Raw genomic sequence first — 25,305 nt, forward strand, 5'->3', positions numbered from 1 at the left:
ACTGGTGACCCACTTTGCCCGGGTGAAGAAGCGCACCCCGTCCTCGCCGTGGGCGTGCGGGGTCACCGAAGAGCGAGGATTCCGACCGCCCAGGCCGACGGGTCAGGCTGGCTCGGGCGTGCGCTCCGATCGGTACGATCCGACGGTGCTCGAATTCCCCGACCCGCCACGATCAGGGCCGGTGCGCACCCGGCCTGTGCTCATCGGGCCGGGCGTTCCGCTGCCCGCCGGGGCCCCGGACACGTCCGCGATGATCGACGGGATCGAGGGATGGGTGGGCGCCGACCCGCTGCGCCAGCTGATCGACCGCTTCGGCGGCAGGTGGCCGGCCGGTGACCTCACCGACATGCTCCGGTTCCTCGACGACTTCTCCGCCGAACACTGGGACTTCCGGGGTGGCCGGGAGAGGCCCGACGCCCGGGAGCCGGATCTCGATTCGGGCACCGTCGAGCTGGTGCACGCCGCCGCCGCCGCGCTCGGGCTCGTCCAACCCGTGCCACCAGCCCAGCCCGCGTACGCCCACCTGGTGGTGCTGGGCGGTCTGGCGCACGCCTGCCTGCGCCGCGTCGCGTACGCCGCGCGCCTGCTGGACGGTGGGCTGGGGGTGACCGGCGAAGTGGCGGTGCTGGGCAGCTTCCGACCGCTCTCCGACCGGGAACACCGAATGTTGGCCGAGGCGGGGGTGCCCGGCTGTGTGACCGAGGTGGACGCCCTGGACGCGGCGGTCCGGCTGGCGTTCGGGGTGAGCACCCCGGCAGTCGAGGACGGGGTCGACGCGGATCACCCGCACCATTCCTGGTCGTCGCGCACCTATCTCCCGGCGGGTCTGCCACCGGTGCGGGTGCTCGCCGCGCCCTCCAGTGAACCGCACCGACGGCGCGCCCACACCGCGGACACCCAGCGGTTCTGGGCCGGGCACGTCCGCCTCGCCCCCGACGACGCGGTGCTGCTGGTGACCGCGCCGATCTACGTGCCGTTCCAGCACTGCGACGCGCTGCGCACCCTGGCCGTGCCGTACGGCTGCGGCATCGACACGGTCGGCGTCGACCCCGGTCTGGTCGACCTTGATCGGCTGCCGGAGCCGACGCTCAGCCCCGGCCGCTACCTTCAGGAGATCCGCTCGGCGATCCGCTCGATGCGCGCCCTGCACCAGGAGCTGACCGCCGGCTGACCGCCGTGGAGGGCCGGCGCACGGCGGGTCGCCGCGCACCGGCCCCGTGGACCGTGGTCAGTTCACGTAGACAGCGGCGTTGCCCTTGGTGCTGTCGCGCACCGGCGAGTAGGTCGCCGAGAAGTACGCGGTGCCGAAGCAGAGGGACGGACCGGAGAACTTGGTGAACGGCTGGTTGGTGAAGGTGATCGAGTTGGTCGTGTTGACCGCCGCGCCGGTGAGGCTGTTGGTGCTGGTCCGGTAGACGCAGGTGATCGTGCCGAGCAGCGATTTCAGCACGACGGTGCTCTGGACCGGCGCCGCCGTGGTGCCGGTGATCTTGACGACGCCGGCGCTGGTGACGGAGGTGGCGTACGGCAGGTTGTTGAGAGCAATGCTCTGCACCCCGGTGGTGCCGAACACGTTGGTGGTGCAGCTGCCGAAGCTCTGGGCGGTGAGGCTCTCGGTGGCGGTGCCCGGGGCGATCGGGTTGGTCAGCACCTTGGCGCTGAAGCTGGACGCGGCGCACTTGATCCCGGTGGTGCCGGAGGTGGAGTTGTAGAAGGTGGCGTTGGTGCCGGTCTTGAGGCTGGCCTGGATGACGTCGTTGACGGCGACGGCGGTGCCGCCGGCCGTGGGGTAGGTCAGCACGTTGCCGGCGAGCGCGGCCGACGGGTCGGCGGAGGCTGGCGTGGCGGCGACGAGACCGGTCAGCAGCGCGAGGGCCACGAGGCCCCCGCCGATTCTTCCGTACCTGAGCATGGTTTTTCCTTCCGCGGTGGGACGGGAATGAGCGGACCGCACAGGCGGTCACCGCCGGGCGGGGACGCCCGGGCGGGGATTGGGGCCGTCCGTGACGGACGGCGGTGGTGGAGGGTGCCGGGCGGCCGTCGGGACCGGCCGGCGGTGGTGGCGGAGGCCGGGCGGCGGTCAGGGCCGGCCGACGGTGGTGGAGGTGCCGCCGTTCAGGTGGCGGGCCAGCGTGGCGCACTGCGACGGAATCGCTTCACCTGCGCCTTTTCGGCCTTGGGAGGGCGCTCGTGTTCGGCGATAATGACAGCCATCGAGCCCTCCTTCGACGAGTCAGGGCGATCATCCGGGGAGATCACCATAGGTGACGGGACAACAACTGAGCGTGGAGAAAGTTATAAACCCCGGAGGGTCGTAAAGTCAACGCATCAAAGGCGGTCAATGAGTTGACCACGCAGAGCCAGCCGCATCCGGCGTCGGTGCCCCTCCCGGGCGCGCGTCCCGGCCGCGACCCCGACCGCGCGATCAAGCGCGGCCCGCGCCGGGTCTCCGCCGAGGCGGTGGCCGCGACCCAGCGCGACCGCCTCTTCGACGGGCTCGTGCACGAGGTGGCGACGAAGGGCTACGACAACGCTCGGGTCAGCGACATCTGCCACGCCGCCGGGGTGACGCGGCCCGCCTTCTACGCCCTCTTCACGGGCAAGGAGGACGCCTTCCTCGCCGCGTACCGACACGGCATCGCCGTGGTGTCACAACTGATGGACAGCGCCTACCACGAGGCGGGCCCGGCCTGGCCGGACGCCGCCCGCGGTGCACTGCGCACCCTGCTGGAGGTGCTGGCGAGCGTGCCCGCGTTCGCCCGGATGGCGCTCGTCGAGGTGGACGCCGCCGGCCCGGACGCCCGCCGGGAACGGGACGCGCTGCTCGGCAGCTTCCGCCGGTTCTTCGCCGACGCCGGCCCGGGACCAGCGGTCAGCGGCGTGGACCGCGAGGCTCTGGTGTCCACAGTGGTCGGCGGTGTCTACGCCACCATCCGCGGCCGCGTGGCGCAGGGTCGGGCGAATGAACTGCCGCAGTTGTTGCCGGTGCTCACCTACGCCTCCATCGCGCCGTTCCTTGGCACCGAAGGTGCGGCTCGGGCGACCCGGCCAATACGCCCGGACGACGGCCCGAGCACGGCCGCGCCCTGCGTGCCGACCCTCCAGCCCTGATCACACGGTCGGAAACCGCAGCGGTTTTTCACTTTAGACGCATTTCACAGATACCGCGTAACCGGCTGCCGCTACACGCTGTTGACCCGCCCTTTACTCGGCGGTAACTTCGGCTCTGCGCCTCGATACGCAGCATCCCGGGGTCGCAATTCCCATTGTCGCCAATGAATGATCTCTAAGGAGAGCCCCATGTCGGAGGAGACCGCACACATCGAACCCGGTCCGCCGCGCAGCGGTGTGCGCTGGCGCCGGTTCGCCGCCGCGTTCGGCACCGTCGCGGCGGGCGCCGCCGGCATGATCGTGCTCACCGCCCAGGGCGTGCTGGCCGCGCAGTTCGCCATCTCGGGCATGCCGTTCACCGTCACCGCCGACAAGCTCACCGGCACCGGGTTCGAGCAGTTCGCCACCCTCGACCAGATGATCCCGGACAGCCCCAACCAGGGCGACACCGGCGGGCAGGTCCTGGTGATGGTCTCGGCGATCGACAAGGCGGAGCTGACCAACCTCTGCCAGAGCATCAACCTGGGCGGCGTCTTCCTGAAGATCACTGCCGGCAACGGCGACAAGCCGGTCAGCGCCCGCACCCTTGTGGTCGACGGTGACGAGATCGCCGGCAACGCCTCCTTCAAGAACATCGACATCGGTCAGGATGCCAGCACCCTGGACAAGGTGCCCGGCGTGAAGGGCAACCCCGGCGTCTTCTCCCAGCAGGCGGACTCGATCGTCATCGAAAACCTGCGGCAGAACAACTACGCCACCACGGCCGCCGTCTTCAACCTGCCCAACCTGCGCATGGCGTTCACCCAAGACGGGTGCTGACGTGAGCGCACAACGACACCAGGCTGCGCCGGCCGCCCGCGGATCCCGCGGGCGGTGGCGCCGCTGGCGGCGAGGCCGCCCCTTCACCGCCGCGGTGCTGATCGCCCTCGGCGGCGCGGAGATGCTGGTGACCCTGCGCGCGCCGCTCGGGGTGCTGCTGCACGTCGGGCCGCAGGGGCTCGCCGCGTACCTGGTGCCCACCGTCCTGGTGCTCTGCGGGCTGTTGCTGATCACCAACCCGCAGCAGAGGGTCTTCTACTCACTTGTCACGCTGGTGCTCGGGCTGGTCTCCTGGTTGACCTCGAACCTGGGCGGCTTCGTCATCGGGATGCTGCTGGCCCTGCTCGGCGGAGCGCTCGCATTCGCCTGGACCCCGGACAAGAATCGCCCGCCGGTCGTCGCGGCGGAGCCCGAGGCACCGGAGCCGAGGGAGCCCGACGACGACGCCGACACCGTGCTGCTGCCCGGCATGCAGGCGCCGGACCCGACCCCGGCCGACCGGGGCTGACTCAGCGGGCGGTGTCGGCGACCGCCTGCGCGAAAACCTCGGAGCGGTGCTCGAAGTTGCGGAACCGGCCGTAGCTCGGCGCCGCCGGGGACAGCAGCACGACCCCGCCGGCCGGGGTCACCTCGCGGGACAGCCGGACCGCGTCCACCAGATCGTCGACCAGTTCGGTACGCACCTTGGGCAGGCCGGCGAGCGCCTCGACGATGCGGGTGCCGCTGTCCGGGATGCCGATCACCGTCAGCTCCCGCTCGGCCAGGTGCTCGGCCAGCGGCGTGTAGTCCAGACCCCGGTCGGTGCCCCCGACGATCACCGTCAGCGGCCGTCCGTCGTACGCGTCGATCGCGTGCATCGCGGCGTACGGGCTGGTGGCGAGGGTGTCATCGACGAAGGTCAGCCCGGACGGGTCGGTGATCTCGGTGAGCCGGTGGGCCAGCCCCTGGAACTCGGCGACCGCGACGGCGAGGTGGTCCTTGCCGGCCACCACGTCCATGCCGAGTGCGTCGAGCACGGCGAGAGCGACGCACAGGTTGCCCTCGTTGTGCCGTCCGACCAGCGGCAGTACGGCGCGCGGGAACAGCGCCTGGTCGCCGAGATGGAACCAGGGCATGCCGTCGAGGCCGGGGGCGACGTGGGTGGTGTCGGGGTGACCGGCCCGGACCACCGGCAGCTCACCCAGCTCGGCGGCGAGCCGGGGGTCGCCGCCGTTGACCACGATCGTCTGCGGGTTGTGGGCCAGCAGATTGAGCTTGTCGCGGTAGTACTCCCGCTCACCACCGTGCGCGTCCAGGTGCTCGGGGAAGAGCGCGGTGACCACCGCCACCCGGGGCGAGTCGGTGAGATCGCTGCACTGGTAGCTGGACAGCTCCAGCACGTACAGCTCCGCGTCCGGCAGGTCCAGGGTCGGCACCCCGATGTTGCCGCCGAAGACGTTCGGCCGGCCCATCGCGGTGAGCAGGTGGCTGATCAGGCTGGAGGTGGTGCTCTTGCCCTTGCTGCCGGTGACCCCGACGGTGCGCGCGGCGTGGTCGGCCATCCACAGCGCGGTGCCCTGAGTGACCATGACCCCGCGCTGGCGCAGCTCGACCAGCCACGGGTGGGTCTGGGGCACGCCCGGGGAGCGGACCACCACGTCGGCGGCGGCCAGCCGTTCAAAGCCCGCTTCACCGGTCACCAGCGGCGCCGCCTCGGCCAGGGGGCCGTCCCAGGGCAGCGACAGGAAGTTCGCGCTGTCGTCGACGGCGACCAGCTCGGCCGGGCCGTGCGCCGCGATGGCGGTCACAGCGGCCCGGCCCTCCCGACCGGTGCCCCAGACGGCGACGGTACGTCCGCGCAGGTCAGACAGGCGCACAGGGCTCTCCTCGGGGGTCACGGCGGCGGCAGGGCGGGCCCGGTCCGGACACGGCCGGACGAACCAGGGCCTAGTATGGCGTGTGCCCAACGAGCAGCTCCGGCGGATGGACGCCTTCACCTTTCCGTCCTACTCGATCGACTTCGCCACCGGCGAGGTGTTGTTCGACTACGCCCTGACCGGCCCGACCGGCGAGCAGCGATTCACCGAGGTGATCACTCTCCCGCTGCCGGCCGAGCCACCCTCGGACGAGACGGTGGCGACCCTCGGTCGGGTGCTGGAGGTGCTGCACCTCGTCGCCGGCGTCAGTTACTACAAGGCCGCCGCGCCGCCCCGACTCGTGCTGCCGGCGCCGCTGGGCGCGGCCACCGTCGACTACGTCACGGCCGTCTACACCAAGGGCCTCGCGGAGTACGCGTACCGCAACCAACTGCCGCACGTGCTCCAGCTGCGCCCGGAGGTGCCGGCCGGCTCACCGGAGCCCCCGCGCGTGTACGACGACTCCGACCGTCGCCCCCTCTCGGCGGTGGGTGGCGGCAAGGACTCGATCGTCAGCCTGGAGGCGCTGCGCCGCGCCGAGCTGGACCCGGTGCCGTTCTCGGTCAACCCGAACCACGTGATCGTCGCGGTGAACGAGGCCTCCGGGCTGACCCCGCTGGCCGCCCGACGGCGGCTCGACCCGGTGCTCTTCGACCTGAACGCGGCCGGCGGGCTGAACGGGCACATCCCGGTCACCGCCATCAACTCGCTGATCGCGGTCGCCACCGCGGTGCTGCACGGGCTGGGCCCGGTGGTGATGTCCAACGAGCGCTCGGCGTCCGACCCGAACCTGGTCTGGGACGGCCACGAGATCAACCACCAGTGGTCCAAGGGTGTCGAGGCGGAGGGGCTGCTGCGGGCGGCGCTGGCCGAGCACGCCGGCCTGACCGAACCGTACTTCTCGCTGCTGCGCTCACTGTCGGAGCTGCACATCGCCCGGCTCTTCGCCGAGATCACCCGGTACGACGACGTGGTGACCAGCTGCAATGCCGCGTTCAAGCTGCACGACGCGAGCGAGCGCTGGTGCCGTAACTGCCCGAAGTGCCGGTTCGTCTTCCTCGCCATGGCACCGTTCATGTCCCGCGAGCGGGTCACCCACATCTTCGGCGGCGACCTGCTGGCCGACCCGGAGCAGATCCCCGGCTACCGCGAGCTGCTGGGTGTGGACGGGCACAAGCCGTTCGAGTGCGTGGGCGAGGTCGAGGAGTCGGTGGTGGCTCTCGGCCTGCTCGCCGAGCAGGACCAGTGGCGCGACGCCCCGGTGATCCGAGCCCTGGTCGACGCCGTCCCGGCGACAGCCTGGTCGGCGGTGGCCCACTCGGACGTCTTCACCCCCGGTGGCCCCAACCACATCCCCCCAACCTATGCAAAAACCCTGATCCCCCTCCCCTAACCCCACCCGCACCCCCACCCCGCCCGCCCGCCCGCGTCGATCATGGAGTTGTGGTGGGCGTAACAAACGTTCTTGGGGCTTTTGTGGAGCACCACAACTCCATGATCGGCGGCAGGGGCGGGGCGCGGGGAGGTTCTTAGGGGGTTCGGACTGCTTCGAGGGCCAGTAGGGCTACGTGTAGGGACAGGCTGGCCTCTACCGAATCCAGGTCGACGTCGAGGATGCGGGCGATGCGGGCCAGGCGCTCGTAGAACGCCGGCCGGGACAGGTGGGCGGCGGCTGCGCCCGCGGTCTTGTTGCGGCCCTGCTCCAGGTACGCGCGCAGGGTGTCGAGCAACTGCTCCCGGGGGTGGCGGGCGTCGTATTCCAGCAGGGCGCCGAGTTCACGTTCCACGAAGGTCTGCAACCGGGGCTCGTCGCGGAGCAGGTGCAGCAGCCCGGCCAGCCCGACGTGCGGCAGCCGGAAGATCGGCAGGTCCCGCCGGTCCTGCCGGGCCGCCTCGGCGATCTGCCGCGCCTCGACCAACGACCGTCGGGCCTCGCGCAGGCTCCCCACCCCGGACCCGGCGGCCACGATCACCGCCCCTGGACCAGCACCGCGGTGCACATCGACAGCGAACGGCGCAGCTGACGATTCGGTGCCGGCCGTCGACCGGGGCACCTCGCCACCGGAGGTCGCCCGGCTGGCGGCGGAGTCGAGGCGTACCCGACGGAGTGCGCCGGCGAACGCGGACAGCGCGCGGTCCTCGGCGGCCGGGTCGGTCAAAGCCAGCAGCACGCCCACCGAGTTGTCGTCGACCGCGCTGGTCAGCGCGGTCAGTTTCGCCTCCCGCAGTGCCTGGCCGACGGCCTCGGACAGGTCCCGCAGCCGGGCCTGACCCGCCTCCGGGCCGCTCTCCCCGACCGGGTCCTCGACCCGGTGTCGGACCATCACGCCGACCAGGTGCCGGCGGTCGAGCACCACACCGAGCGCCTTGGCCCGCAGCGCGACCTCGTCCACCGGCCGGGAGTGGTCGAGCAGCGCGGTGAGCAGGGTGCGGTGGATCTGCCGTTCCAGCCCTTCGGCGTCGCGGCGGATCAGCCGGCCCAGCGCGAGGGTGGACGCGGCCCGCTCGATCAGGATGGTGAGTCGGGTGGGTGGGCCGACGGCCGGCTCGCTGGACCGAGTACCGGGAACGTCGCCGCTGGCCGGCCAGCGCAGCAGCAGGCGACCCCAGTCCTGCCCCCGCGCGCCGACGGCCGTGACCAGCCAGCCGTTGTCCGGGTCGTACGCGGTGCGCCCGGTCGGCCGGATCCGCCGGGAATGCTGCTCCCAACTGTCCAGCAGCAGCTCGGCGCTCTCGCCCGCCGGGTCGTACCCGAGCACCTGCCGGGACAGGTTCTCCAGGACCACGGGGCAACCGGACAGCTCGGCGGCCTGCCGGATGACCTCGGCGGCGTCCGCGCCCTCGACGGACAGGTCGTTGAAGCGCTGGTGGATCTCCTCGGTGGCGCGCAGCTCGGTGAGCTGCGCGTCGACGATCAGCGCGTGCACCGCCTCGGTGATCCGCACGAACGGGGTGGCCCGGCGCAGCTCCACCAGGGGCAGCCCGCGCCGCTCGGCGGCTGCGACCATCACCCGGGGCACCCCGCTGACGTAGCGACGGCCCAGCTCGACGACGAGCCCGGAGACTCCGACGTCGGCGAGGTCGCCGATGAACGCGCGCAGCCCCGCGTCGTCCCCGGGCAGGCCGATGCCGGTGGTGAGCACCAGCTCACCACCACCGAGCAGGGTGGCGATGTCCGGCACCTCGGCGACGTGCACCCAGCGGACGGGTCGGTCCAGCCCCGCGTCTCCGGCCACCACGCGCGGCGCGAAGTGGCGGACGGGGTCCAGAGCCAGGACCTCACGGACGGTAGGGAACACGGCCGACACGCTACCGTCCGTGACGCCGGATCTCGACTCGCCGCAGCCGAGGCCGGTCAGCGGCCCAGCCGCCGAAGCCGGTCAGCGGCTCAGTCGACGCCGAACTCCATCGCGGCGCGGTCGAGCGCCTCGTCCTCGGGGGAGGCGACGCCCCGGGAGGCGATGGCTTCCGCGCCGCCCTCCGGCATGGCACCGATCAGCCCGGTGGAGGCTGCCTGCGCGGCGCCGATCATCCGCTGTGGGGCCCCACCGCCGACCATGCCGAGGGAGGCGTACTGCTCCAGCTTCGCCCGCGAGTCGGCGATGTCCAGGTTGCGCATGGTGAGCTGGCCGATCCGGTCCGACGGGCCGAACGCCGAGTCCTCGGTACGCTCCATCGACAGCTTGTCCGGGTGGTAGCTGAACGCGGGGCCGGTGGTGTCCAGGATCGAGTAGTCCTCGCCCCGGCGCAGCCGCAACGTCACCTCGCCGGTGACCGCCGTGCCGACCCAGCGCTGCAACGACTCGCGCAGCATCAGCGCCTGCGGGTCCAGCCAGCGGCCCTCGTACATCAGTCGGCCGAGGCGGCGGCCCTCGTTGTGGTAGTTCGCCAGGGTGTCCTCGTTGTGGATGGCGTTGACCAGCCGCTCGTACGCGGCGAAGAGCAGCGCCATGCCGGGTGCCTCGTAGATGCCCCGGCTCTTGGCCTCGATGATCCGGTTCTCGATCTGGTCGGACATGCCCAGGCCGTGCCGGCCGCCGATGGCGTTGGCCTCCAGCACCAGGTCGACGGGGCTGCCGAACTCCTTGCCGTTGATCGTCACCGGGCGGCCCTGGTCGAAGCCGATGGTGACGTCCTCGGTCGGGATCTCCACCGACGGGTCCCAGAACCGGACGCCCATGATCGGGTTGACCGTCTCGATGCCGGTGTCGAGGTGTTCGAGGGTCTTCGCCTCGTGCGTGGCGCCCCAGATGTTGGCGTCGGTGGAGTAGGCCTTCTCGGTGCTGTCCCGATACGGCAGGTCGCGTTCGAGCAGCCACTCCGACATCTCCTTACGCCCACCCAACTCGGTGACGAAGGCGGTGTCGAGCCACGGCTTGTAGATGCGCAGCTGCGGGTTGGCCAGCAGGCCGTACCGGTAGAAGCGCTCGATGTCGTTGCCCTTGAACGTCGAGCCGTCGCCCCAGATCTGGACGTCGTCGGAGATCATCGCCCGCACCAGCAGGGTCCCGGTCACGGCCCGGCCGAGCGGCGTGGTGTTGAAGTACGCGCGCCCGCCCGAGCGGATGTGGAAGGCGCCGCAGGTCAGCGCGGCCAGGCCCTCCTCGACCAGGGCGGCGCGGCAGTCGACGAGTCGAGCGACCTCGGCGCCGTAGCTGAGCGCACGACCGGGCACCGAACCGATGTCGGGCTCGTCGTACTGGCCGATGTCGGCGGTGTAGGCGCAGGGGATCGCGCCCTTGTCGCGCATCCACGCGACCGCGACCGAGGTGTCGAGGCCGCCGGAGAAGGCGATGCCGACACGTTCGCCGGTGGGCAGGGAGGTGAGAACCTTGGACACAGGGAAGATTATGCGTCAAGACGCATGGCCATGCAAATAGAAGCGGGTTACGCGCCACCGAAAGGTGGGTCGTCGCGGCCCAGCTCCCAGAACGCCACCGCTGCGGCGGCTGCCACGTTGAGCGAGTCCACCCCGCGCCGCATGGGGATGACCACCCGCACGTCGCTGGCCGACTGGGCCGCCGCGGTGAGGCCGGGGCCCTCGGCTCCGAGGAGCAGCGCCGCCCTCTCCCGCTGCGCCGGGGTCAACCGCTGGATGGGTACGGCGTCCGGGGCCGGCGTCATGGCGAGCACCGTGAAGCCCGCGTCCCGCACCTGATCCAGGCCCGTGGGCCAGGGATCGAGCTTCGCGTACGGCATCGCGAAGACCTCGCCCATGCTCACCCGCACGCTGCGGCGGTAGAGCGGATCGGCGCAGGACGGCGACAGCAGCACCGCGTCGATGCCGAGCGCGGCGGCTCCCCGGAAGATCGCCCCGAGGTTGGTGTGGTTGTTGACGTCCTCCAGGATCAGGACCCGGCGCGCGGCGGCGAGCACCTCGGCCGCCGTCGGCAGCGGCCGGCGGTGGAACGACGCCAGCACCCCCCGGTGTACGTGGAAACCGGTGGCTCGTTGCAGCACGTCCTGCGTCGCGGCGTACACCGGCGCGTCGCCGGTGTCCAGGTCGGCGAGTTGGTCGACCCGCTTGGCGTCGACCAGGTACGACCGGGCCGGGTAGCCCGCGCGCAGCGCCCGGCGCAACACCAGCTCCCCCTCGGCGATGAACAGGCCGTGCGGCGGCTCCCAGCGGGTGCGCAGTTCGACGTCGGTGAGCGCGCGGTAGTCGGCGATCCGGTCGTCGTCGGGGTCGGTGATCTGGTGGACGGGCACCCGACGATTCTGCCGGACGGCCAGCCCCGCCCTCCGACGCCCGCCCGGCGGGGTGGTTTGTCCGGAGAAGAAGAGAAATGACAGGCGGAGCATCGGACCGGACGGGAAGGATCAGCCGGGTGAGCGCAGACCACACCGCCCCGGGCGAGGCCGGTGCCCTGCCCCGGCACCCGACCGTCGCGGACCACATCGTGTCCCGGCTGGCCAGCTGGGGTGTGCACCGCTACTTCGGCTATCCCGGTGACGGCATCAACGGCATGACCTCCGCGCTGCAACGCACCAACGAGCGGGCCCAGTTCATCCAGGTACGGCACGAGGAGACCGCGGGTTTCGCCGCCTCCGCCCACGTCAAGTACGGCGGCGGACCGCTGGGCTGTGCCCTCGTCACCAGCGGGCCGGGCGCCATCCACCTGCTCAACGGCCTGTACGACGCCAAGCTCGACCACCAACCGGTGGTCGCCCTGGTCGGGCACACCGCGACCACCGCCGAGGGCGGCGGCTACTACCAGGAGGTCGACCTGCTCGCCCTCTACAAGGACGTGGCGGCGGCGTTCCTGGCCCAGCTCGACCACCCCGCGCAGGTGCGCCACCTGGTCGACAGGGCATGTCGTACGGCGTTGGCCCGGCGTACCGTCACCGCCCTGATCCTCCCCCTGGACCTCCAGGACGAGCCGGCTGTCCCGGACCCGCCGCACGCGCACGGCTACTACCAGACCAGCAACGCGCCGAGCAGCACGCCGACCGTGCCTCCGGCGGCGGACGTGCGCCGGGCGGCCGAGGTGCTGCGTGGCGGGCAGCGGGTGGCCATGCTGGTCGGGCAGGGCGCTCTGGGCGCGCGCGACGAGGTCCGCGAGATCGCCAACCGACTCGGGGCCGGTGTGGCCACGGCGCTGCTCGGCTTCACCGCCGTCGACCACCGCGAGTCGTGGGTGACCGGCGCGATCGGGCTGCTCGGCACCCGACCGAGCTGGCAGCTGATGACCGGCTGCGACCGGCTGCTGATCGTGGGCAGCAACATGCCGTACTCGGAGTTCTACCCGCCGCCCGGGCAGGCCCGCGCGGTGCAGATCGACCTGGACGGCACCCAGCTCGGGTTGCGGTACCCGACCGAGGTGAACCTGACCGGCGACGCCCGCCCCACACTGCGGGCCCTGCTGGACGAGCTGGGCCCCGGCCCCGGGCCGACCGCCTGGCGGGCGGAGATCGCCGACAACACCTCGGCGTGGCGGCGGGTGCAACGCGACCTGGCCGAGCAGACCGCCGACCCGGTCAACCCGCAGTTGCTCTTCCACACCCTCAATGAACGCCTGCCCGACGACGTGATGCTCGCCGTCGACTGCGGCACCACCACCGCCTGGTACGCCCGACACATCCAGGTCCGCCCCGGGATGCTGGCCAGCCTGTCCGGAACGCTGCTGTCCATGGGCGGCGCCATGCCGTACTCGCTGAGCGCCAAGTTCGCCCACCCGGACCGGCCGCTCGTCGCGCTGATCGGCGACGGCGCCATGCAGATGAACGGCGTCAACGAGCTGATCACCGTGGCCAAGTACTGGCGGAGCTGGGCCGACCCACGGTTCGTGGTGCTGGTGCTCAACAACCGGGACCTGGCGTTTGTCAGCTGGGAACAGCGCTCCAGCGAGGGGACGCCGATGTTCCCGGACAGTCAGCAGTTGCCGGACATCGCCTACCACCAGTGGGCGGAGGTGCTCGGGCTGCGCGGCGAGCTGATCGACTCGCCGGAGCAGATCCCCGGCGTCTGGGACCGGGCGCTGTCCGCCGACCGACCGGTGGTCATCAACGCCCTGGTCGACCCGGCCGAGCTGATGCTCCCGCCGCACTTCACCGCCGAGCAGGCCCGCAAGACCGCGGCGGCGGTGCTGCGCGGCGACACCGACTGGGCCGGGATCGTCCGACGCGGCCTACCGGCCACCCTCGCCAGCTACCGCCCCCGCCGCCGCGAGCGCTGACGGCGTACCGCTTGACACCGGGACTCCACAGACGTCTAATTCGTGTCGCGACATACATGTCGCGACACGGAAAGGATTACCCCATGAATCCGATCAAACGGGTCGCCGTCGTCAGCACGGGCACCGTCCGGATCCGTCCGGAGCACGTCGAGACGAACGGCACCCCACTGCTCTGGTGGCTCAACACGTCACGCCGGTGGACCGACCCCCTCCCGATCAACGTGTACGTGATCGAGCACGACAAGGGGCTGGTGCTGTTCGACACCGGCCAGGACCGGCGCTCGGTCACCGACCCGGGGTACTTTCCCGGCGGCCCGGCCGGACACGTCTACCGCAGGCTCGCCACCTTCGACGTGCCGGCGGGCGCGACCCTGACCGACCGCCTCCGCGAGCAGGGCTACGACATCGCCGACGTGCGCGTGGCAGTCCTCTCGCACCTGCACCAGGACCACATCGGCGGCCTCCGGGAGCTGCCCTCGTCGGCGCGGATCCTGGTCCACGCGGCCGAACTGGCCGAGGTCGACAAAACGTTCGCGGCCTTCGCGGGTCTGCTGCGGGAGCACATCCACGTGCCGGGCGTCAGCTTCACGGCCGTCACCCCGCAGCGGGTCGACGACCCGGCCATCGCGCCGTTCACCCACGCCCACGACGTCATGGGCGACGGCTCCCTGTTACTGCTGCCCACCCCCGGGCACACGCCCGGATCGATGTCGCTGCTGCTACGCGGCCAGGGGATGCCGCCCATGCTGCTCGTCGGCGACGTCACCTACGACGTGCGACGGCTCGCCGCCGACCGCGTCCCCGGAGTCGGCGACGCCGCCGGGCTGCACGAGGTCACCCGGCGAGTCAACGCGCTGGCCGCCCGCCACCCGAGCATGCCGATTCTCGCCGCACACGATCCCGCTGCGGCCGGGCTTCTGGCCAGGGCGCTGGCCGAACACGGCACCATACCGGTGTGAGAACAGCCGAACAGCTCCGCTACCTCATCCTCGCGGCACAGCGAGAAGGCAACCGTCAGCTCACCGTGCTGCTGTCCGCGATCGGTCTCACGCCGGCGCAGTCAGAAGCACTGCGCATCATCGCGGACCACGGACCGCTGGCACTCCGGGAACTCGGCGACATGCTCGTCTGCGACACCGGCACCAGCCCCAGCCGCATAGTCGACCGACTCGTCGCCGCCGGCCTCGTGGAGAGAACCAGCAGTGCACACGACCGGCGGCAGGTGAAGCTCACGCTCACCCCGACGGGCCAGGACACGGCCCTCCGCGTCGCGGAGGTCGAGAACCAGCTGTACGACCTGCTCGACGACGCCACCGCGGGCACGGACGTGGACGCCTTCATCGCGTTCCTGGACGGGTTCACCCGACAGTCACCCGCCGGAACCGCCCTCGCGAACCGCCTCGCCGCCGAGAAGAAAAAACCCGACTGACCCGTCGCCGACTTCACCACCATGCCGAGGTGGTATTCCGCGGTGCGACGCGTGGAGCGTGTCGACGGCACCCACGGCCTCGGGAACCCGCTTGTCGACTTCGACCAGTTGAAGAACAAGAAGTAGTCGACCCGATGGCGCCTACCCAACCCTGCGGGTGGGGAGGCGTCATCGCGTTGCAGGTCCGCCCCGACGGTCGAGCCAGCGTTGCAGGGCCGAACGCAAGGTCGCGGGTGGACCGCTGCTGGCGAATCGTCAGCTGTCGTCCCCGTCTCCGCGTGCGCTGGCCGGGCTCGACAGGGCTGCCTGCGCGGCCTGGAGGATCTCCTCCGACAGGGGCGTCTGACCCGTCGCGCGGGCCAGCGTGAGCGCACCGACCATCGTGGCGAGGTCAACGAGCGCGCGCCGGCGGGCGTCGGTCCCGTCTCGGCCGGGCGCCTCCGCGAGGTCCGTCATTCGCTTGACCGTCTCCTGAAGACCCACGGTGTACGACGTGCGGAGCGGGCTGTCGGCGGATGCCCGGGCGGCGTCGGCGGCCAGCGCGGTGTTGGCACATCCCGTGCCGGGTGTGTCGCGATGCTCGGGTGACAGGTAGTGCCGCAGCAGCGCCCTCCGCGCTTCCGACCGGTCGGGTAGGTCGTCGGAGAACTGGTCCAGCAGGGCCAGGAGTTCGCCGAACGCCGTCGTGGCGGCAATGCCCAGCAACTCGTCCTTGGAGCTGAATTGCTTGTAGAACCCTCCGTGGGTCAGTCCGGCGGCACCCATGAGGTCCTGCACGCTCATGCCCGCCGCGCCGCGTTCACGGAGCAGCCGCGAGGTGACGGCCACCACTTCCTCGCGGTGCCTCGCCGCTTCGGCACGTGATGTCCTGCCCATCGCGCTTCCTCTCTCACGTGCTCATCACTGGACCCCCGAATTATAGAGGATGACCCTAATCCAAAACTTGCCGCAGCTGCGGACCTTGGTTAGATTATTGACGTCATCTAAAGCTCGAGGACTGGAGATCCCTATGAGCACCTACCTGATCAACCACCTGCGCATCCCCGGCGGCATCCCGAACGAGGCGGGGCTGTCGTACCTGGAGCAGGTTGAGGCGACCGTGCGCCCGCACGGCGGCAAGTGGCTCGCCCAGGGCGACGTGGACGTGGTCGAGGGCGCCTGGCCCGGCTCCGTCGTCCTGATGGAGTTCCCCACCCGCGCCGACGCCGAGAACTGGTACAACTCGCCCGATTACCAGGCGATCATGCCACTGCGGACGAACAATGCCGTCTCGGACATCATCCTGGTCGACAGCCTGGCCCCGGACTTCACCGTCGCCGGTTTCGCCCAGCAGGTGCGCGCCGCCATCTCGGCAGCCTCCGCCAATCGCTGAGGCTGGGCCCGGTCGAGTCGCACTCCGAGGTCACCGTCAGGCACGGCAGTGACCTCGGAGTGACCGACGCCCGCCAGCGGACCTGCGGGAAGAGCACGGCGACCCGGCCCGAGGTGGCCAGGCCGCCACTGAATCCGGAGTCAGCCGCGACGATCGAGCCAGCGTTGCAGGGCCGAGCGGGGGTCCTGGGTGGGCGCCTGCTGACGCTCCGGGACCACGGGGCGCTGCACGGGGCGGCGCGCGTCGCCGGCCAACTCGCGGCTGGGTGCGGCGAACGCCTTCTCCGGCTGACCCTTCACAGCGGTGGCGATGACCCGGGCGACCGCGTCGATCACCTTGCTCTGCACCGCAGAGCCCACCGAGTCGGCCGGGTCGTCCGGGTTGGCGGCGATGCCGGCCACCGCGACCTGCGGGGTGAAACCGACGAACGTCTCGGTCGAGTTCTGCTCCGAGCTGCCCGTCTTACCGGCCACCGGCCGGCCGTCGAGGATGTCGTTCACACCGGTCGCGGTGCCGCCGTTGCACTGCCCGAACGCCGACTGCTGACCCACCGGGCAGCGAGCGGCATCGGTCGCGGCACGGGCGACGTCGACGTCGATGACCCGCTTGCAGGACGGCTGACCGACCGGCACCTTCGCACCGTCCGCGTCGGTCACCGAGACCACCGGCACCGGTGTGCAGTAGGTGCCCTCGGCGGCCACCGTGGCGTACGCGTTGGCCAGGTCCAGCGGGGTGGTGGCGGCGACGCCGAGGGTGAACGACCCCCAGTTCGCGGCGTTGTCCTTGGCGAAGGCGGCGTCCGTGTCGGCCCGGAAGGTGATGCCGAGGCGCTGCGCCATCTCGACCACCTTGTCCTGGCCGACCTGCTCGGCCAACCACACGAAGTAGGTGTTCACCGAGCGGCCGAAGCCGTCCCACATCATCCGGTACCCGTCCATCCAGTCCGGGTTGGCGTTCGCCGGGCACCAGCGGCCCTCACAGCTGCCCGGCCCCTCGGCCGCGTACCGGGTGGGCAACTTGGCGGGCGCGTCGAAGCCGGTGGAGAGGGTACGGCCCGACTCCAGCGCGGCGAGCATGGTGAACAGCTTGAACGTCGAACCTGCCTGGTACCCGTCGACGCTGGCCCCGCCGGAGATCAACGGGTTGACGGTGTTCGGGTGGTTCGCCTGCCCGGCCGGGTTGTCGGCGAGGCTGTAGTGCCGGTTGACCGCCATGGCCAGCACCTGACCGGTGCCCGGCTGGACCGCCGCGATCGGCAGGGCGCGCTTGTTGTCGTATCCGTAGACCTTGGTGGCCTGCTGCTGCGCGGTGGCCTGGATCTTCGGGTCCAGCGAGGTGACCACGGTGTAGCCCCCCGACCGCAGGGCCTGCTCACGCTCGGCGACGGTGGCGCCGAACGCCGGCTGGGTCAGCCACCACTGCCGCAGGTAGTCGCAGAAGTAGCCCCAGTCGTCGTGGCCCTGGGAGACCGCCGTGCAGCCGTTGGGCTGGGCGGTGGGGTGCAGGGTCAGCGGCTCGGCCTTGGCCTGGGCGGCCTGCGCGGCGGTGATCGCGTTGGTGGCGACCATCGAGTCCAGCACGTACGACCGGCGGGCCAGCGCCGCATCCTTGTCGCCGCTGATCGGGCTGTACGCGTCCGGGGACTGCACCAGGCCGGCGAGCAGGGCCGACTCGGCGAGGGTCAACTGCGCCGGCGGTTTGCCGAAGTAACGCTGGCTGGCCGCCGCGATCCCGTACGCGCCGGAGCCGAAGTAGGCGATGTTCAGGTACCGGTCGAGGATCTCGTCCTTGCCGAGGCTCTTGTCCAGCGCACTCGCGTACCGGATCTCCTGGATCTTGCGCCCGAAGGTGGGGTCGGTGGCGGCGGCGCGCTCCTCGGCGGTGCGGGTGGGGTCGGTCTTGAGGACGTTACGGACGTACTGCATGGTCAGCGTCGAGCCGCCCTGCTCGGTGCCGCCGCCCTTGACGTTGGCCACCAGTGCCCGGGCGAGGCCGCGCAGGTCCGCGCCGCCGTGGTCGTAGAAGCGCCGGTCCTCGGCCGCCACGATCGCCTGCCGCATCACCGGGGCGATCTCCGACAACGGCACGTCGGTGCGGTTCACGTCGTAGAACGTGGTGATCAGCGTCTTGCCGTCGTTGGCGTACAGGTACGAACGTTGCGGCGTGGCGGGGGTCTTCAGCGAGGCGGGCAACGCGCCGTACGACCCGAGCGCGGCGCGGGCGCCGAGCCCGAGCAGCAGGTTGCCGGGCAGCGCGGCGACTGCCAGGACAAGCCCGGCCAACACGCCGGCGAGCAGCACGGTGAACAGCCGCGACAGCGGCGAGCGGGGGGCGGCCATGCTCCCCAGGATTGCCACGAAAGCCGCCAACCGACCACCCCCACCCCGCGATTGTCACCAACTTCACGCCCCCGCCCCGCCCCCAGGCCCCGCCCCGCTCGCCCGCCCGCCCGCCCGCCCGCCACGGTGATCATGGGGTTAGCGGGAGGTTTGATCACGGAACCGACCGCCAACCTCATGATCACCGGAGCTGGGCGAGGGCTGAGGGCCCGGTGGGTGCGTTAGGGGTTTGGAGTGCTCAGGCTGGCGCTGGCGGCGTCTCTCGCGGTTTCACGGGGCATCAGGCGGCCGGAGCGGTAGCCGATGCCGATGCCGGCGATCAGCACGAAGATCGCGCCGAACGTCTGCAGCGAACCGATCAGGGCGCCACCGAGGCCGAGCAGCGGCGCGGCGATGATCAACATGACGCCGTCGCCGAGGCTGAAGGTGCCCGAGCGGGCCACAGCCCATCCGGTGAGGAACCAGCCGACGCTGTAGAACGTCGCGCCGAGCAGGACCAGCGACCGCGCGGTGGTGCCGAAGACCGGCGTCTGCTCGGCGAGCCCGGCGAACGGCAGCATCAGCACGGTGCCGGCGATGCTGACCAGCAGCCCAGCGGCGGCCACCCGGCGGCTGCGGGTCGCGGCCAGCAGACCGGTGAGGGCCAGCAGCGCGAGCAGGCCGAGCCAGACCGCGGCCACCCAACCGATCAGGTACACCGCCTGGCCGTCGGCCGGATAGGGGTCGTTGCCCACCCCTCCGTCACTGGCCATCGCCACCGCGCCGTAGAGGATGGCGTACGCGGGCAGCAGCCACACCGCGGCCCGCGCGAACCGACGTATCGACCAGGCCCAGGTGGCGTTCGTGGCCGGGGCGCCCGGGCTGGGCTCGCCCACGAACGGCAGTACGCCGAACCCGCCTCCGCTGCGCCGGGAGCCCAGCGGGGCGACCGGGTCGTGCGCGCCGGGCACCGGGGCTGAGGACCACATCCGATTCGCCGGATCCTTCATGCGTCACCTCGCTCGTCCACGAGCGGTGCGAGACGCGCCGGGGCGCCCCGATTGCCTGGTCACCACCCGTCCTAGGACCGATCGTGGCAGGCGTCGGAGCGCCCCATGAGACTTTCTCGTATTAAGGCCGTGATCAGCCGCGTTCCCGCTGGTCGGCCGGGTCCTCGGTCAGGCTGGCCGGGGACACCGGCTCCGGGGCGGGCAGCCCCTGCGGCTTGTTGCCGCCGGTGGCCTGCGCCTCGGCGACGCGTACCTCGTCGTGGATCTGCTGGGCGGCGTCCGCCGCGGCCTGCGCCGCCTCCGCGGCCTCGCGCTGGACCTGGCTCGCGTGTTCGGCCGCCTCCGGTGCGGGCAGGTCCCCCACCATCTGGCTCAGCCCGCCGAGCGCGCCACCCATGCCCTCCAGGGCCTTGGTCAGCTCGGCCGGGACGATCCAGACCTTGTTGGCGCTGCCCTGGGCGATCTGCGGCAGGGCCTGCAGGTACTGGTAGGCGAGCACCTTCTGGCTCGGGTTCGCCTGGTGGATCGCGTCGAAGACCGTACGAATCGCCTTCGCCTGACCCTCTGCCTGCAGGATCTGGGCCTGCCGGTCACCGTCGGCCCGCAGCACCGCCGACTGCTTGTCACCCTCGGCGGTGAGGATCACCGACTGCTTGTGGCCCTCAGCGGTGAGGATCGCCGCGCGACGGTCACGCTCGGCGCGCATCTGCTTCTCCATGGAGTCGCGGATGCTGGCCGGCGGCTCGATCGCCTTGATCTCGACCCGGGTCACCTTGATGCCCCAGCGGCCGGTGGTCTCGTCCAGCACCCCGGAGAGGTGCCGGTTGATCTCGTCCCGGCTGGTCAACGCGCGCTCCAGGTCCAGCGAGCCGATCACGTTACGCAGCGTGGTGACGGTCAGCTGCTCGATGGCCTGGAGGAAGCTGGAGATCTCATAGGTCGCCCGGACCGAGTCGACCACCTTGAAGTAGAGAACGGTGTCGATCGAGACCACCAGGTTGTCCGAGGTGATCACCGGCTGCGGCGGGAAGCTGACCACCTGCTCGCGCATGTCGACCTTGGTACGCACCGCGTCGACGAACGGCACCAGCAGGTTGAGACCGGGGTTGAGCGTGCGCTTGTACTTGCCGAGCCGTTCCACCACGTCCTGGCGCTGCTGCGGCACGATCCGCACCGCCTTCGCCAGCGTTATCACGGCGATCAGCGCCACCGCGATCACCAGCACCCCGATTATGGTCATTCAGTTCACCCTCTCGCTTCCGGCAGCTCGCCGGCGGAAGAAACGTCGTCCTGCCAGACCAGGGCGGTCGCGCCCCGAACCTTGATCACTCGAACCCGTTGACCAGGTTCGTAAAATTGCGTCGTGTCATATGAGCGGGCGGTCCACAGCTCGCCGTCGATCTTGACGAGGCCGTGCTCAGCGTCGACCCGTTCCAGCACCAGCGCCGTGGAGCCCTCGATCGCTTCCACGCCGAACGGCTGCTCGCCGCTGTCGAGCGCGGAACGGCTGTGCCGCCGGATGACCGGCCGGACCACCACCACGCTCAACGCCGACACCACAGCGAAGACCAGCGCCTGCACCGCAACCGGCGCACCCAGGGCGGCGGCACCGGCGGCGGCGAACGCCCCGGCCCCGAACATGATGAGAAAGAGCGTCGTCGTGAAGATCTCGGCGACCGCCAGCACCACACCTAATACGATCCACACCACCGCGTCCACCCCCTGATCGTGACACGCGAATGCACGAACAGCCCACCTCTCATGATCAGCAGGCTCGCCGAAATGGACTGGCCGACCGAAACACCCCCGGCTAGGGTCCGCTCCGAGCCACCGACGAGGAGAGATCCCCTTGACCCTGCTGCCCGCGACCGCCCGACAGATCGACACCCAGGTCACCCAGGCGCAGATCGACGGTCGCACCCCGTCACTGGTGCTGGGCGTGGTCCGTGACGGCGCGCTCGTCCACCTGACCGCCGCAGGTGAGCAGCCCCGCCCGGACGCCAAGCTGCAGTACCGGGTCGGCTCGATCAGCAAGACGATGACCGCGTCCCTGATCATGCAGCTGCGCGACGCCGGCCGGCTCAGCGTCGACGACGAGCTGGAGAAGCACCTGCCGGGCACCGTTGTCGGCTCGCTCACCCTGCGTCAGCTGCTCGGGCACGCGAGCGGCATGCAACGCGAACCCGAGGGCGAATGGTGGGAACGGGCAGCGGGCACCGACCTGGCCACGCTGCTCGCCGGCCTGACCGCCAACAAGATCGCCTATCCGCCGCACACCGCGTACCACTACTCCAACCTGGCGTACGCGCTGCTCGGCGGAGTGCTCGAACGGCTCACCGGAACGCCCTGGGCCGACCTGCTCAACGACCGGCTGCTCGGCCCGCTCGGAATGCGCCGCACCACGTACGCGGCCACCGAGCCGTACGCCCGCGGCTACGTCGTACACCCCTGGCACGGCACGCTGCGCGAGGAGCCCCGCACCGACACCGGCGCGATGGCCCCCGCCGGGCAGCTCTGGTCGACGATCGAGGACCTGGGCCGCTGGGCCGCCTTCCTCGCCGACCCCGACCCGTCGGTGCTGGCCGCCGGGACGCTCACCGAGATGTGCGCGCCCGTGGTGATCAGCGATCTCGACTCCTGGACCGGCGGGCACGGCCTGGGGCTGGAGCTCTACCGGGACGGCGAGCGCGTGTACGTCGGGCACGGCGGCTCGATGCCCGGGTACGTGGCCGCCCTCGTGGTGCACCGGCCGACCCGTACCGCCGTGGTCGGCTTCGCCAACTCGTACGGCTTCCCGATCACCGGGCTCGGCCGCCGGCTGCTGACCACAGTGCTGGACGCCGAGCCGGCGCTCCCGCAGCCGTGGCGGCCGGCCACCGCCACGCCCACGGCCGAGCTGGCGGAGCTGACCGGCCGCTGGTGGTGGATGGGCACCTCGCTGGACCTGAGCTGGGACGCGGGTGACCTGGTGGCCCACGTCCGCGGTGAGCGGGTGAGCCGGTTCACCGCCGAGGGAACGGACCGCTGGCGGGGACGCTCCGGCCCGGAGAACGGCGAGATCCTGACGGTGCGGCGCGACGACAGCGGGCGGGCGGTGGCGGTCGACATCGCCACGTTCGTCTTTACGCGCAGCCCCGACGAGATCCCCTGACCCACCGGACGGGTCAGCCGGCTCAGGGGGCTTCGGTGACGAAGTCGATGAGGCGTTCCATGGCGTTGATCAGGGGAGTCTCCACGTCGGCGAAGCTGTTCACCCGGGACAGGATGTGCCGCCACATGTCCGCCGGCTCGGCCACGCCGAGGGCCGCGCAGACCCCCTCCTTCCACGGCCGCCCCGGCGGCACGACCGGCCACGCCGCGATACCCAACGCCGCCGGTTTGACCGCCTGCCAGACGTCCACGTACGGGTGGCCGGTCACCAGCACGTAGGGCGAGTTCACCCGGGCCACGATCCGGCTCTCCTTGCTGCCCGGCACGAGGTGGTCGACGAGCACGCCGAGTCGTCGGGTCGGGCCGGGGCCGAAGTCGCGTACGTCGGCGTCGAGGGCGTCGATGCCGTCCAGCGGCTCCACGACGACACCCTCGATCCGCAGGTCGTCGCCCCAGATCCGCTCGACCAGCGCGGCGTCGTGGATGCCCTCCACCCAGATCCGGCTCGCCTTGGCCACCTGGGCGCGGACGTTGTCCACCGCCACCGAACCGGACGCGGTGCGTCGACGGGCCGCCGGCACCGGCGCGCGGGTGGGGCGGCGCAGCGTCACCGGGCGGCCGTCGAGCAGGAACGCCGCCGGCAGCAGCGGGAAGTTGCGCCGTCGGCCATGCCGGTCCTCCAGCACGACCGCGCCGGCCTCGAAGCCCACCACCGCTCCGCAGAACCCGGAGTCGGCATCCTCGACCACGAGATCCGGTTCGGCGTCCACCTCGGGGGTGACCTTCCGCCGCCGCCAGTCCCCCGCCAACACGTCCTCGCCGTATCGCCCCGCCATGTCGATCACGCTAACTCCCCCACCAGCACCCCGCGCCCCGACACACCGCCCCACCCCACCTCACCACTCAGTCGATCATGGAGTGGATTCGAGGCGGCCCAGGGTGCTCTCGACCGGTGCCGGCCAGACAGAGTCCTTGAGGCCGAGGGCGTCGCGGAGGTAGGCCCACGTGAGCCGCTGGATCAGAGCGACCCTTTCGGGGTTCTCGTCAGTCGTCTCCCTGGCCTCGTAGTCGGAGATGCCGCCGAGGGAGTGCTCCGCTCCGAACAGCGTGAGCAGGCTCTTGCTCCCCGGGCTCAGGTGGTACGCGTCGGTGAACCAGCCCGGCCCACGGACCGACAACGGGGAGTCGTCCCGATCGCCCGCGACGACGAGGGTCGGGGTGTTCATGTCCGCGAAGCTCGGGCTCATGAAGGGATAGTGCTCGGCAGCGAACGGGGAGAGATCGCCTCCGCCCCGGCCGGTCACGGCCAGGAGGACGCCTGCCCTGATCCGTTGGTCGGACATGTCCTCTCCGGGGTTCCCGTCGGCGTCGAGGACTCGGGCACCCAGCAGGGTGCTCGCCGTCTGGGCGCCCCAGGAGTGGCCGGCCACGGCGATTCGGGTGCGGTCGAGACGTCCAGCGAGGCTGGGAACGGACGACTCCAGCAGGTCGAGCTGGTCGAGGGTGCGCTTCAGGTCGTCCACCCGGATTCGCCAGATCCGCGGTGTGCGGGTGTCGTCGGGCGGAAGGTTCAGGCGCCGTGAGTCGAGGTGGGTGGGCTGGATGACGACGAAACCGTGCGAGGCCCAGAAGTCGACCAGCGGACCGTAGTTGGTGGCCGCAGAGCCGAAGCCGTGCGAGAAGACGATGACGGGCAGCTCATGGCCGGTCGTGGGTGCGGAGACCCGTACGTGCAGATCGTTACCGCGATCCGGGGTCGGCAACGTGATGGGGTGGACCGTGACGACTGGCGTGGGCTCTGGCATCGCGTGCATGGTCGTTCCTCCGTGACTTGGGATTGGCCTGCCGTTCTGGCATGCTGCATATGCGGAACCTTGTTCCGCTAAAACATACGGAACAAGGTTCCGTTTTCTCAAGGGATGTGACGGGGGTAACGGTGGCCGGCACGGAGTCGGGTGCCCCGCGCAAGCAGCGGGCTGATTCGCGGCGCAACGAGACGGCGCTGCTGGAGGCGGCCGCTGCGGCATTCATCGTTTCCGGAGTCAATGCGCCGGTGCGCGACATCGCCGCCAGGGCGGGCGTCGGCGTCGGGACGATCTACCGCCACTTTCCGACCCGGGCCGATCTGATCGTCGCGGTGTACCGACACCAGGTCGAGGCATGCGCCGAGGCGGGCCCGGCGCTCCTGGCCGAGAGCGCCACACCGCACGCCGCACTGGCGAGCTGGATCCACCTCTTCGTCGACTTCCTGGTCACCAAGCACGGCCTGGCCGAGGCGATGCGGTCCGACGACACCGCCTTCCAGACGCTGCACGCCTACTTCCTCGACCGGCTCGTCCCGGTCTGCGCCGAACTGCTCGACGCCGCCAGCACGGCGGACGAGATCATTCCCGGCATGGACGCCCTCGTCCTGATGCACGGCATCGGCAACCTCTGCATCGGCGCCGACAGCCCTGCCTACGACGCGCGCCTCATGGTCGGACTGGTCATCGAGGGCCTACGGCTGCGTTAGCGGTACGCGGGCC

23 protein-coding genes are annotated in these 25,305 nt (G+C 71.1%); 11 read left to right on the forward strand and 12 right to left on the reverse strand.

Translation table 11 applies throughout. The features are described from left to right. The first annotated feature begins 181 nt into the window (after positions 1-181). A complete protein-coding gene (locus tag FBZ33_RS20825; RefSeq protein ID WP_255508989.1) occupies positions 182-1,171 on the forward strand; it encodes a hypothetical protein in 990 nt (329 codons plus the stop codon). 57 nt (positions 1,172-1,228) lie between these two features. Here the strand turns inward: FBZ33_RS20825 and FBZ33_RS20830 are convergent, their stop codons facing one another. Next, positions 1,229-1,912, reverse strand: a complete 684-nt coding sequence (locus FBZ33_RS20830; protein WP_141910371.1) for a Tat pathway signal sequence domain protein — start codon at positions 1,910-1,912, stop codon at positions 1,229-1,231. A gap of 434 nt (positions 1,913-2,346) precedes the next feature. Between FBZ33_RS20830 and FBZ33_RS20835 the strand changes: the two genes are divergently transcribed. The 3 genes from FBZ33_RS20835 to FBZ33_RS20845 all read left to right on the forward strand — a co-directional run bounded on the left by FBZ33_RS20835 (position 2,347) and on the right by FBZ33_RS20845 (position 4,438). Further along, positions 2,347-3,111: a TetR/AcrR family transcriptional regulator gene (locus tag FBZ33_RS20835; protein ID WP_141910372.1), complete on the forward strand. Its 765-nt coding sequence runs from the start codon at positions 2,347-2,349 to the stop codon at positions 3,109-3,111. A gap of 189 nt (positions 3,112-3,300) precedes the next feature. Beyond that, entirely contained in the window at positions 3,301-3,930 is a 630-nt protein-coding gene (locus FBZ33_RS20840) for a DUF6230 family protein (protein ID WP_141910373.1), read from the forward strand. Position 3,931: 1 nt separating this feature from the next. Continuing rightward, positions 3,932-4,438 (forward strand): DUF6114 domain-containing protein, encoded by a 507-nt coding sequence (locus tag FBZ33_RS20845; RefSeq protein WP_221629500.1) that lies wholly within the window; start codon positions 3,932-3,934, stop codon positions 4,436-4,438. A gap of 1 nt (position 4,439) precedes the next feature. Here FBZ33_RS20845 and murD read toward each other — a convergent pair whose 3' ends face one another. Then, complete coding sequence (gene murD, locus FBZ33_RS20850) at positions 4,440-5,786, reverse strand: UDP-N-acetylmuramoyl-L-alanine--D-glutamate ligase (RefSeq protein WP_141910374.1); 1,347 nt, start codon at positions 5,784-5,786, stop codon at positions 4,440-4,442. Positions 5,787-5,868: 82 nt separating this feature from the next. On the opposite strand from murD, the gene FBZ33_RS20855 reads away from it, so the two are divergent. Beyond that, positions 5,869-7,218, forward strand: a complete 1,350-nt coding sequence (locus FBZ33_RS20855; protein ID WP_141910375.1) for a hypothetical protein — start codon at positions 5,869-5,871, stop codon at positions 7,216-7,218. 136 nt (positions 7,219-7,354) lie between these two features. Here the strand turns inward: FBZ33_RS20855 and FBZ33_RS20860 are convergent, their stop codons facing one another. The 3 genes from FBZ33_RS20860 to FBZ33_RS20870 are packed head-to-tail and all read right to left on the reverse strand — an operon-like array spanning position 7,355 to position 11,627. Continuing rightward, positions 7,355-9,184, reverse strand: coding sequence for a PucR family transcriptional regulator (locus FBZ33_RS20860; RefSeq protein ID WP_370453095.1), 1,830 nt, complete (start codon positions 9,182-9,184; stop codon positions 7,355-7,357). Positions 9,185-9,213: 29 nt separating this feature from the next. Further along, positions 9,214-10,665 (reverse strand): argininosuccinate synthase, encoded by a 1,452-nt coding sequence (gene argG, locus FBZ33_RS20865; RefSeq protein WP_088949165.1) that lies wholly within the window; start codon positions 10,663-10,665, stop codon positions 9,214-9,216. A 47-nt stretch (positions 10,666-10,712) separates the two neighbouring features. Beyond that, on the reverse strand, positions 10,713-11,627 hold the full coding sequence (locus FBZ33_RS20870; RefSeq protein WP_370453030.1) for a TrmH family RNA methyltransferase: 915 nt from the start codon (positions 11,625-11,627) through the stop codon (positions 10,713-10,715). Positions 11,628-11,653: 26 nt separating this feature from the next. Between FBZ33_RS20870 and FBZ33_RS20875 the strand changes: the two genes are divergently transcribed. The 3 genes from FBZ33_RS20875 (at position 11,654) to FBZ33_RS20885 (ending at position 14,930) form a co-directional block, all read left to right on the forward strand. Beyond that, positions 11,654-13,501: a thiamine pyrophosphate-requiring protein gene (locus FBZ33_RS20875; RefSeq protein ID WP_141910377.1), complete on the forward strand. Its 1,848-nt coding sequence runs from the start codon at positions 11,654-11,656 to the stop codon at positions 13,499-13,501. A gap of 83 nt (positions 13,502-13,584) precedes the next feature. After that, positions 13,585-14,460 (forward strand): MBL fold metallo-hydrolase, encoded by an 876-nt coding sequence (locus tag FBZ33_RS20880; protein WP_141910378.1) that lies wholly within the window; start codon positions 13,585-13,587, stop codon positions 14,458-14,460. Then, positions 14,457-14,930, forward strand: coding sequence for a MarR family winged helix-turn-helix transcriptional regulator (locus FBZ33_RS20885; RefSeq protein WP_141910379.1), 474 nt, complete (start codon positions 14,457-14,459; stop codon positions 14,928-14,930). Before FBZ33_RS20880 ends, FBZ33_RS20885 begins: the two co-directional genes overlap by 4 nt. A gap of 255 nt (positions 14,931-15,185) precedes the next feature. Here FBZ33_RS20885 and FBZ33_RS20890 read toward each other — a convergent pair whose 3' ends face one another. Beyond that, complete coding sequence (locus tag FBZ33_RS20890; protein ID WP_141910380.1) at positions 15,186-15,806, reverse strand: TetR/AcrR family transcriptional regulator; 621 nt, start codon at positions 15,804-15,806, stop codon at positions 15,186-15,188. 133 nt (positions 15,807-15,939) lie between these two features. Here FBZ33_RS20890 and FBZ33_RS20895 point away from each other — a divergent pair, with 133 nt between their 5' ends. Then, positions 15,940-16,302: a DUF1330 domain-containing protein gene (locus tag FBZ33_RS20895; protein ID WP_141910381.1), complete on the forward strand. Its 363-nt coding sequence runs from the start codon at positions 15,940-15,942 to the stop codon at positions 16,300-16,302. A 140-nt stretch (positions 16,303-16,442) separates the two neighbouring features. On the opposite strand, the gene FBZ33_RS20900 is transcribed toward FBZ33_RS20895, so the two are convergent. The 4 genes from FBZ33_RS20900 to FBZ33_RS20915 form a co-directional block, all read right to left on the reverse strand. Continuing rightward, complete coding sequence (locus FBZ33_RS20900) at positions 16,443-18,641, reverse strand: transglycosylase domain-containing protein (RefSeq protein ID WP_255508990.1); 2,199 nt, start codon at positions 18,639-18,641, stop codon at positions 16,443-16,445. 221 nt (positions 18,642-18,862) lie between these two features. Continuing rightward, positions 18,863-19,630: a hypothetical protein gene (locus FBZ33_RS20905; protein WP_088949169.1), complete on the reverse strand. Its 768-nt coding sequence runs from the start codon at positions 19,628-19,630 to the stop codon at positions 18,863-18,865. A gap of 133 nt (positions 19,631-19,763) precedes the next feature. Continuing rightward, positions 19,764-20,870, reverse strand: coding sequence for an SPFH domain-containing protein (locus tag FBZ33_RS20910; protein WP_141910383.1), 1,107 nt, complete (start codon positions 20,868-20,870; stop codon positions 19,764-19,766). A gap of 5 nt (positions 20,871-20,875) precedes the next feature. Continuing rightward, positions 20,876-21,349: an NfeD family protein gene (locus FBZ33_RS20915; RefSeq protein WP_088949171.1), complete on the reverse strand. Its 474-nt coding sequence runs from the start codon at positions 21,347-21,349 to the stop codon at positions 20,876-20,878. Between the two features lie 130 nt (positions 21,350-21,479). Between FBZ33_RS20915 and FBZ33_RS20920 the strand changes: the two genes are divergently transcribed. After that, positions 21,480-22,781: a serine hydrolase gene (locus FBZ33_RS20920; protein ID WP_141910384.1), complete on the forward strand. Its 1,302-nt coding sequence runs from the start codon at positions 21,480-21,482 to the stop codon at positions 22,779-22,781. A gap of 22 nt (positions 22,782-22,803) precedes the next feature. Here FBZ33_RS20920 and FBZ33_RS20925 read toward each other — a convergent pair whose 3' ends face one another. Next, on the reverse strand, positions 22,804-23,616 hold the full coding sequence (locus FBZ33_RS20925) for a DUF3097 domain-containing protein (protein ID WP_099857766.1): 813 nt from the start codon (positions 23,614-23,616) through the stop codon (positions 22,804-22,806). Positions 23,617-23,691: 75 nt separating this feature from the next. Beyond that, the gene (locus tag FBZ33_RS20930) at positions 23,692-24,594 is read right to left on the reverse strand and encodes an alpha/beta fold hydrolase (RefSeq protein WP_141910385.1); all 903 of its coding nucleotides are present in this window, start codon (positions 24,592-24,594) and stop codon (positions 23,692-23,694) included. A 122-nt stretch (positions 24,595-24,716) separates the two neighbouring features. On the opposite strand from FBZ33_RS20930, the gene FBZ33_RS20935 reads away from it, so the two are divergent. Further along, complete coding sequence (locus tag FBZ33_RS20935; protein WP_255508991.1) at positions 24,717-25,292, forward strand: TetR/AcrR family transcriptional regulator; 576 nt, start codon at positions 24,717-24,719, stop codon at positions 25,290-25,292. Positions 25,293-25,305: the final 13 nt, after the last annotated feature.

It is taken from the genome of Micromonospora sp. A202 (assembly GCF_006715105.1).
Classification (GTDB): domain Bacteria; phylum Actinomycetota; class Actinomycetes; order Mycobacteriales; family Micromonosporaceae; genus Micromonospora; species Micromonospora zamorensis.

What these genes read in the sequence shown, in the direction of transcription:
- FBZ33_RS20930 (WP_141910385.1), bottom strand. Translation starts at nt 24,594, where the DNA reads ATGCACGCGATGCCAGAGCCCACGCCAGTCGTCACGGTCCACCCCATC.
- FBZ33_RS20890 (WP_141910380.1), bottom strand. Translation starts at nt 15,806, where the DNA reads ATGGGCAGGACATCACGTGCCGAAGCGGCGAGGCACCGCGAGGAAGTG.
- FBZ33_RS20925 (WP_099857766.1), bottom strand. Translation starts at nt 23,616, where the DNA reads ATGGCGGGGCGATACGGCGAGGACGTGTTGGCGGGGGACTGGCGGCGG.
- FBZ33_RS20905 (WP_088949169.1), bottom strand. Translation starts at nt 19,630, where the DNA reads ATGAAGGATCCGGCGAATCGGATGTGGTCCTCAGCCCCGGTGCCCGGC.
- FBZ33_RS20900 (WP_255508990.1), bottom strand. Translation starts at nt 18,641, where the DNA reads ATGGCCGCCCCCCGCTCGCCGCTGTCGCGGCTGTTCACCGTGCTGCTC.
- FBZ33_RS20870 (WP_370453030.1), bottom strand. Translation starts at nt 11,627, where the DNA reads ATGCTCCGCCTGTCATTTCTCTTCTTCTCCGGACAAACCACCCCGCCG.
- FBZ33_RS20880 (WP_141910378.1), top strand. Translation starts at nt 13,585, where the DNA reads ATGAATCCGATCAAACGGGTCGCCGTCGTCAGCACGGGCACCGTCCGG.
- FBZ33_RS20830 (WP_141910371.1), bottom strand. Translation starts at nt 1,912, where the DNA reads ATGCTCAGGTACGGAAGAATCGGCGGGGGCCTCGTGGCCCTCGCGCTG.
- FBZ33_RS20840 (WP_141910373.1), top strand. Translation starts at nt 3,301, where the DNA reads ATGTCGGAGGAGACCGCACACATCGAACCCGGTCCGCCGCGCAGCGGT.
- FBZ33_RS20895 (WP_141910381.1), top strand. Translation starts at nt 15,940, where the DNA reads ATGAGCACCTACCTGATCAACCACCTGCGCATCCCCGGCGGCATCCCG.
- FBZ33_RS20910 (WP_141910383.1), bottom strand. Translation starts at nt 20,870, where the DNA reads ATGACCATAATCGGGGTGCTGGTGATCGCGGTGGCGCTGATCGCCGTG.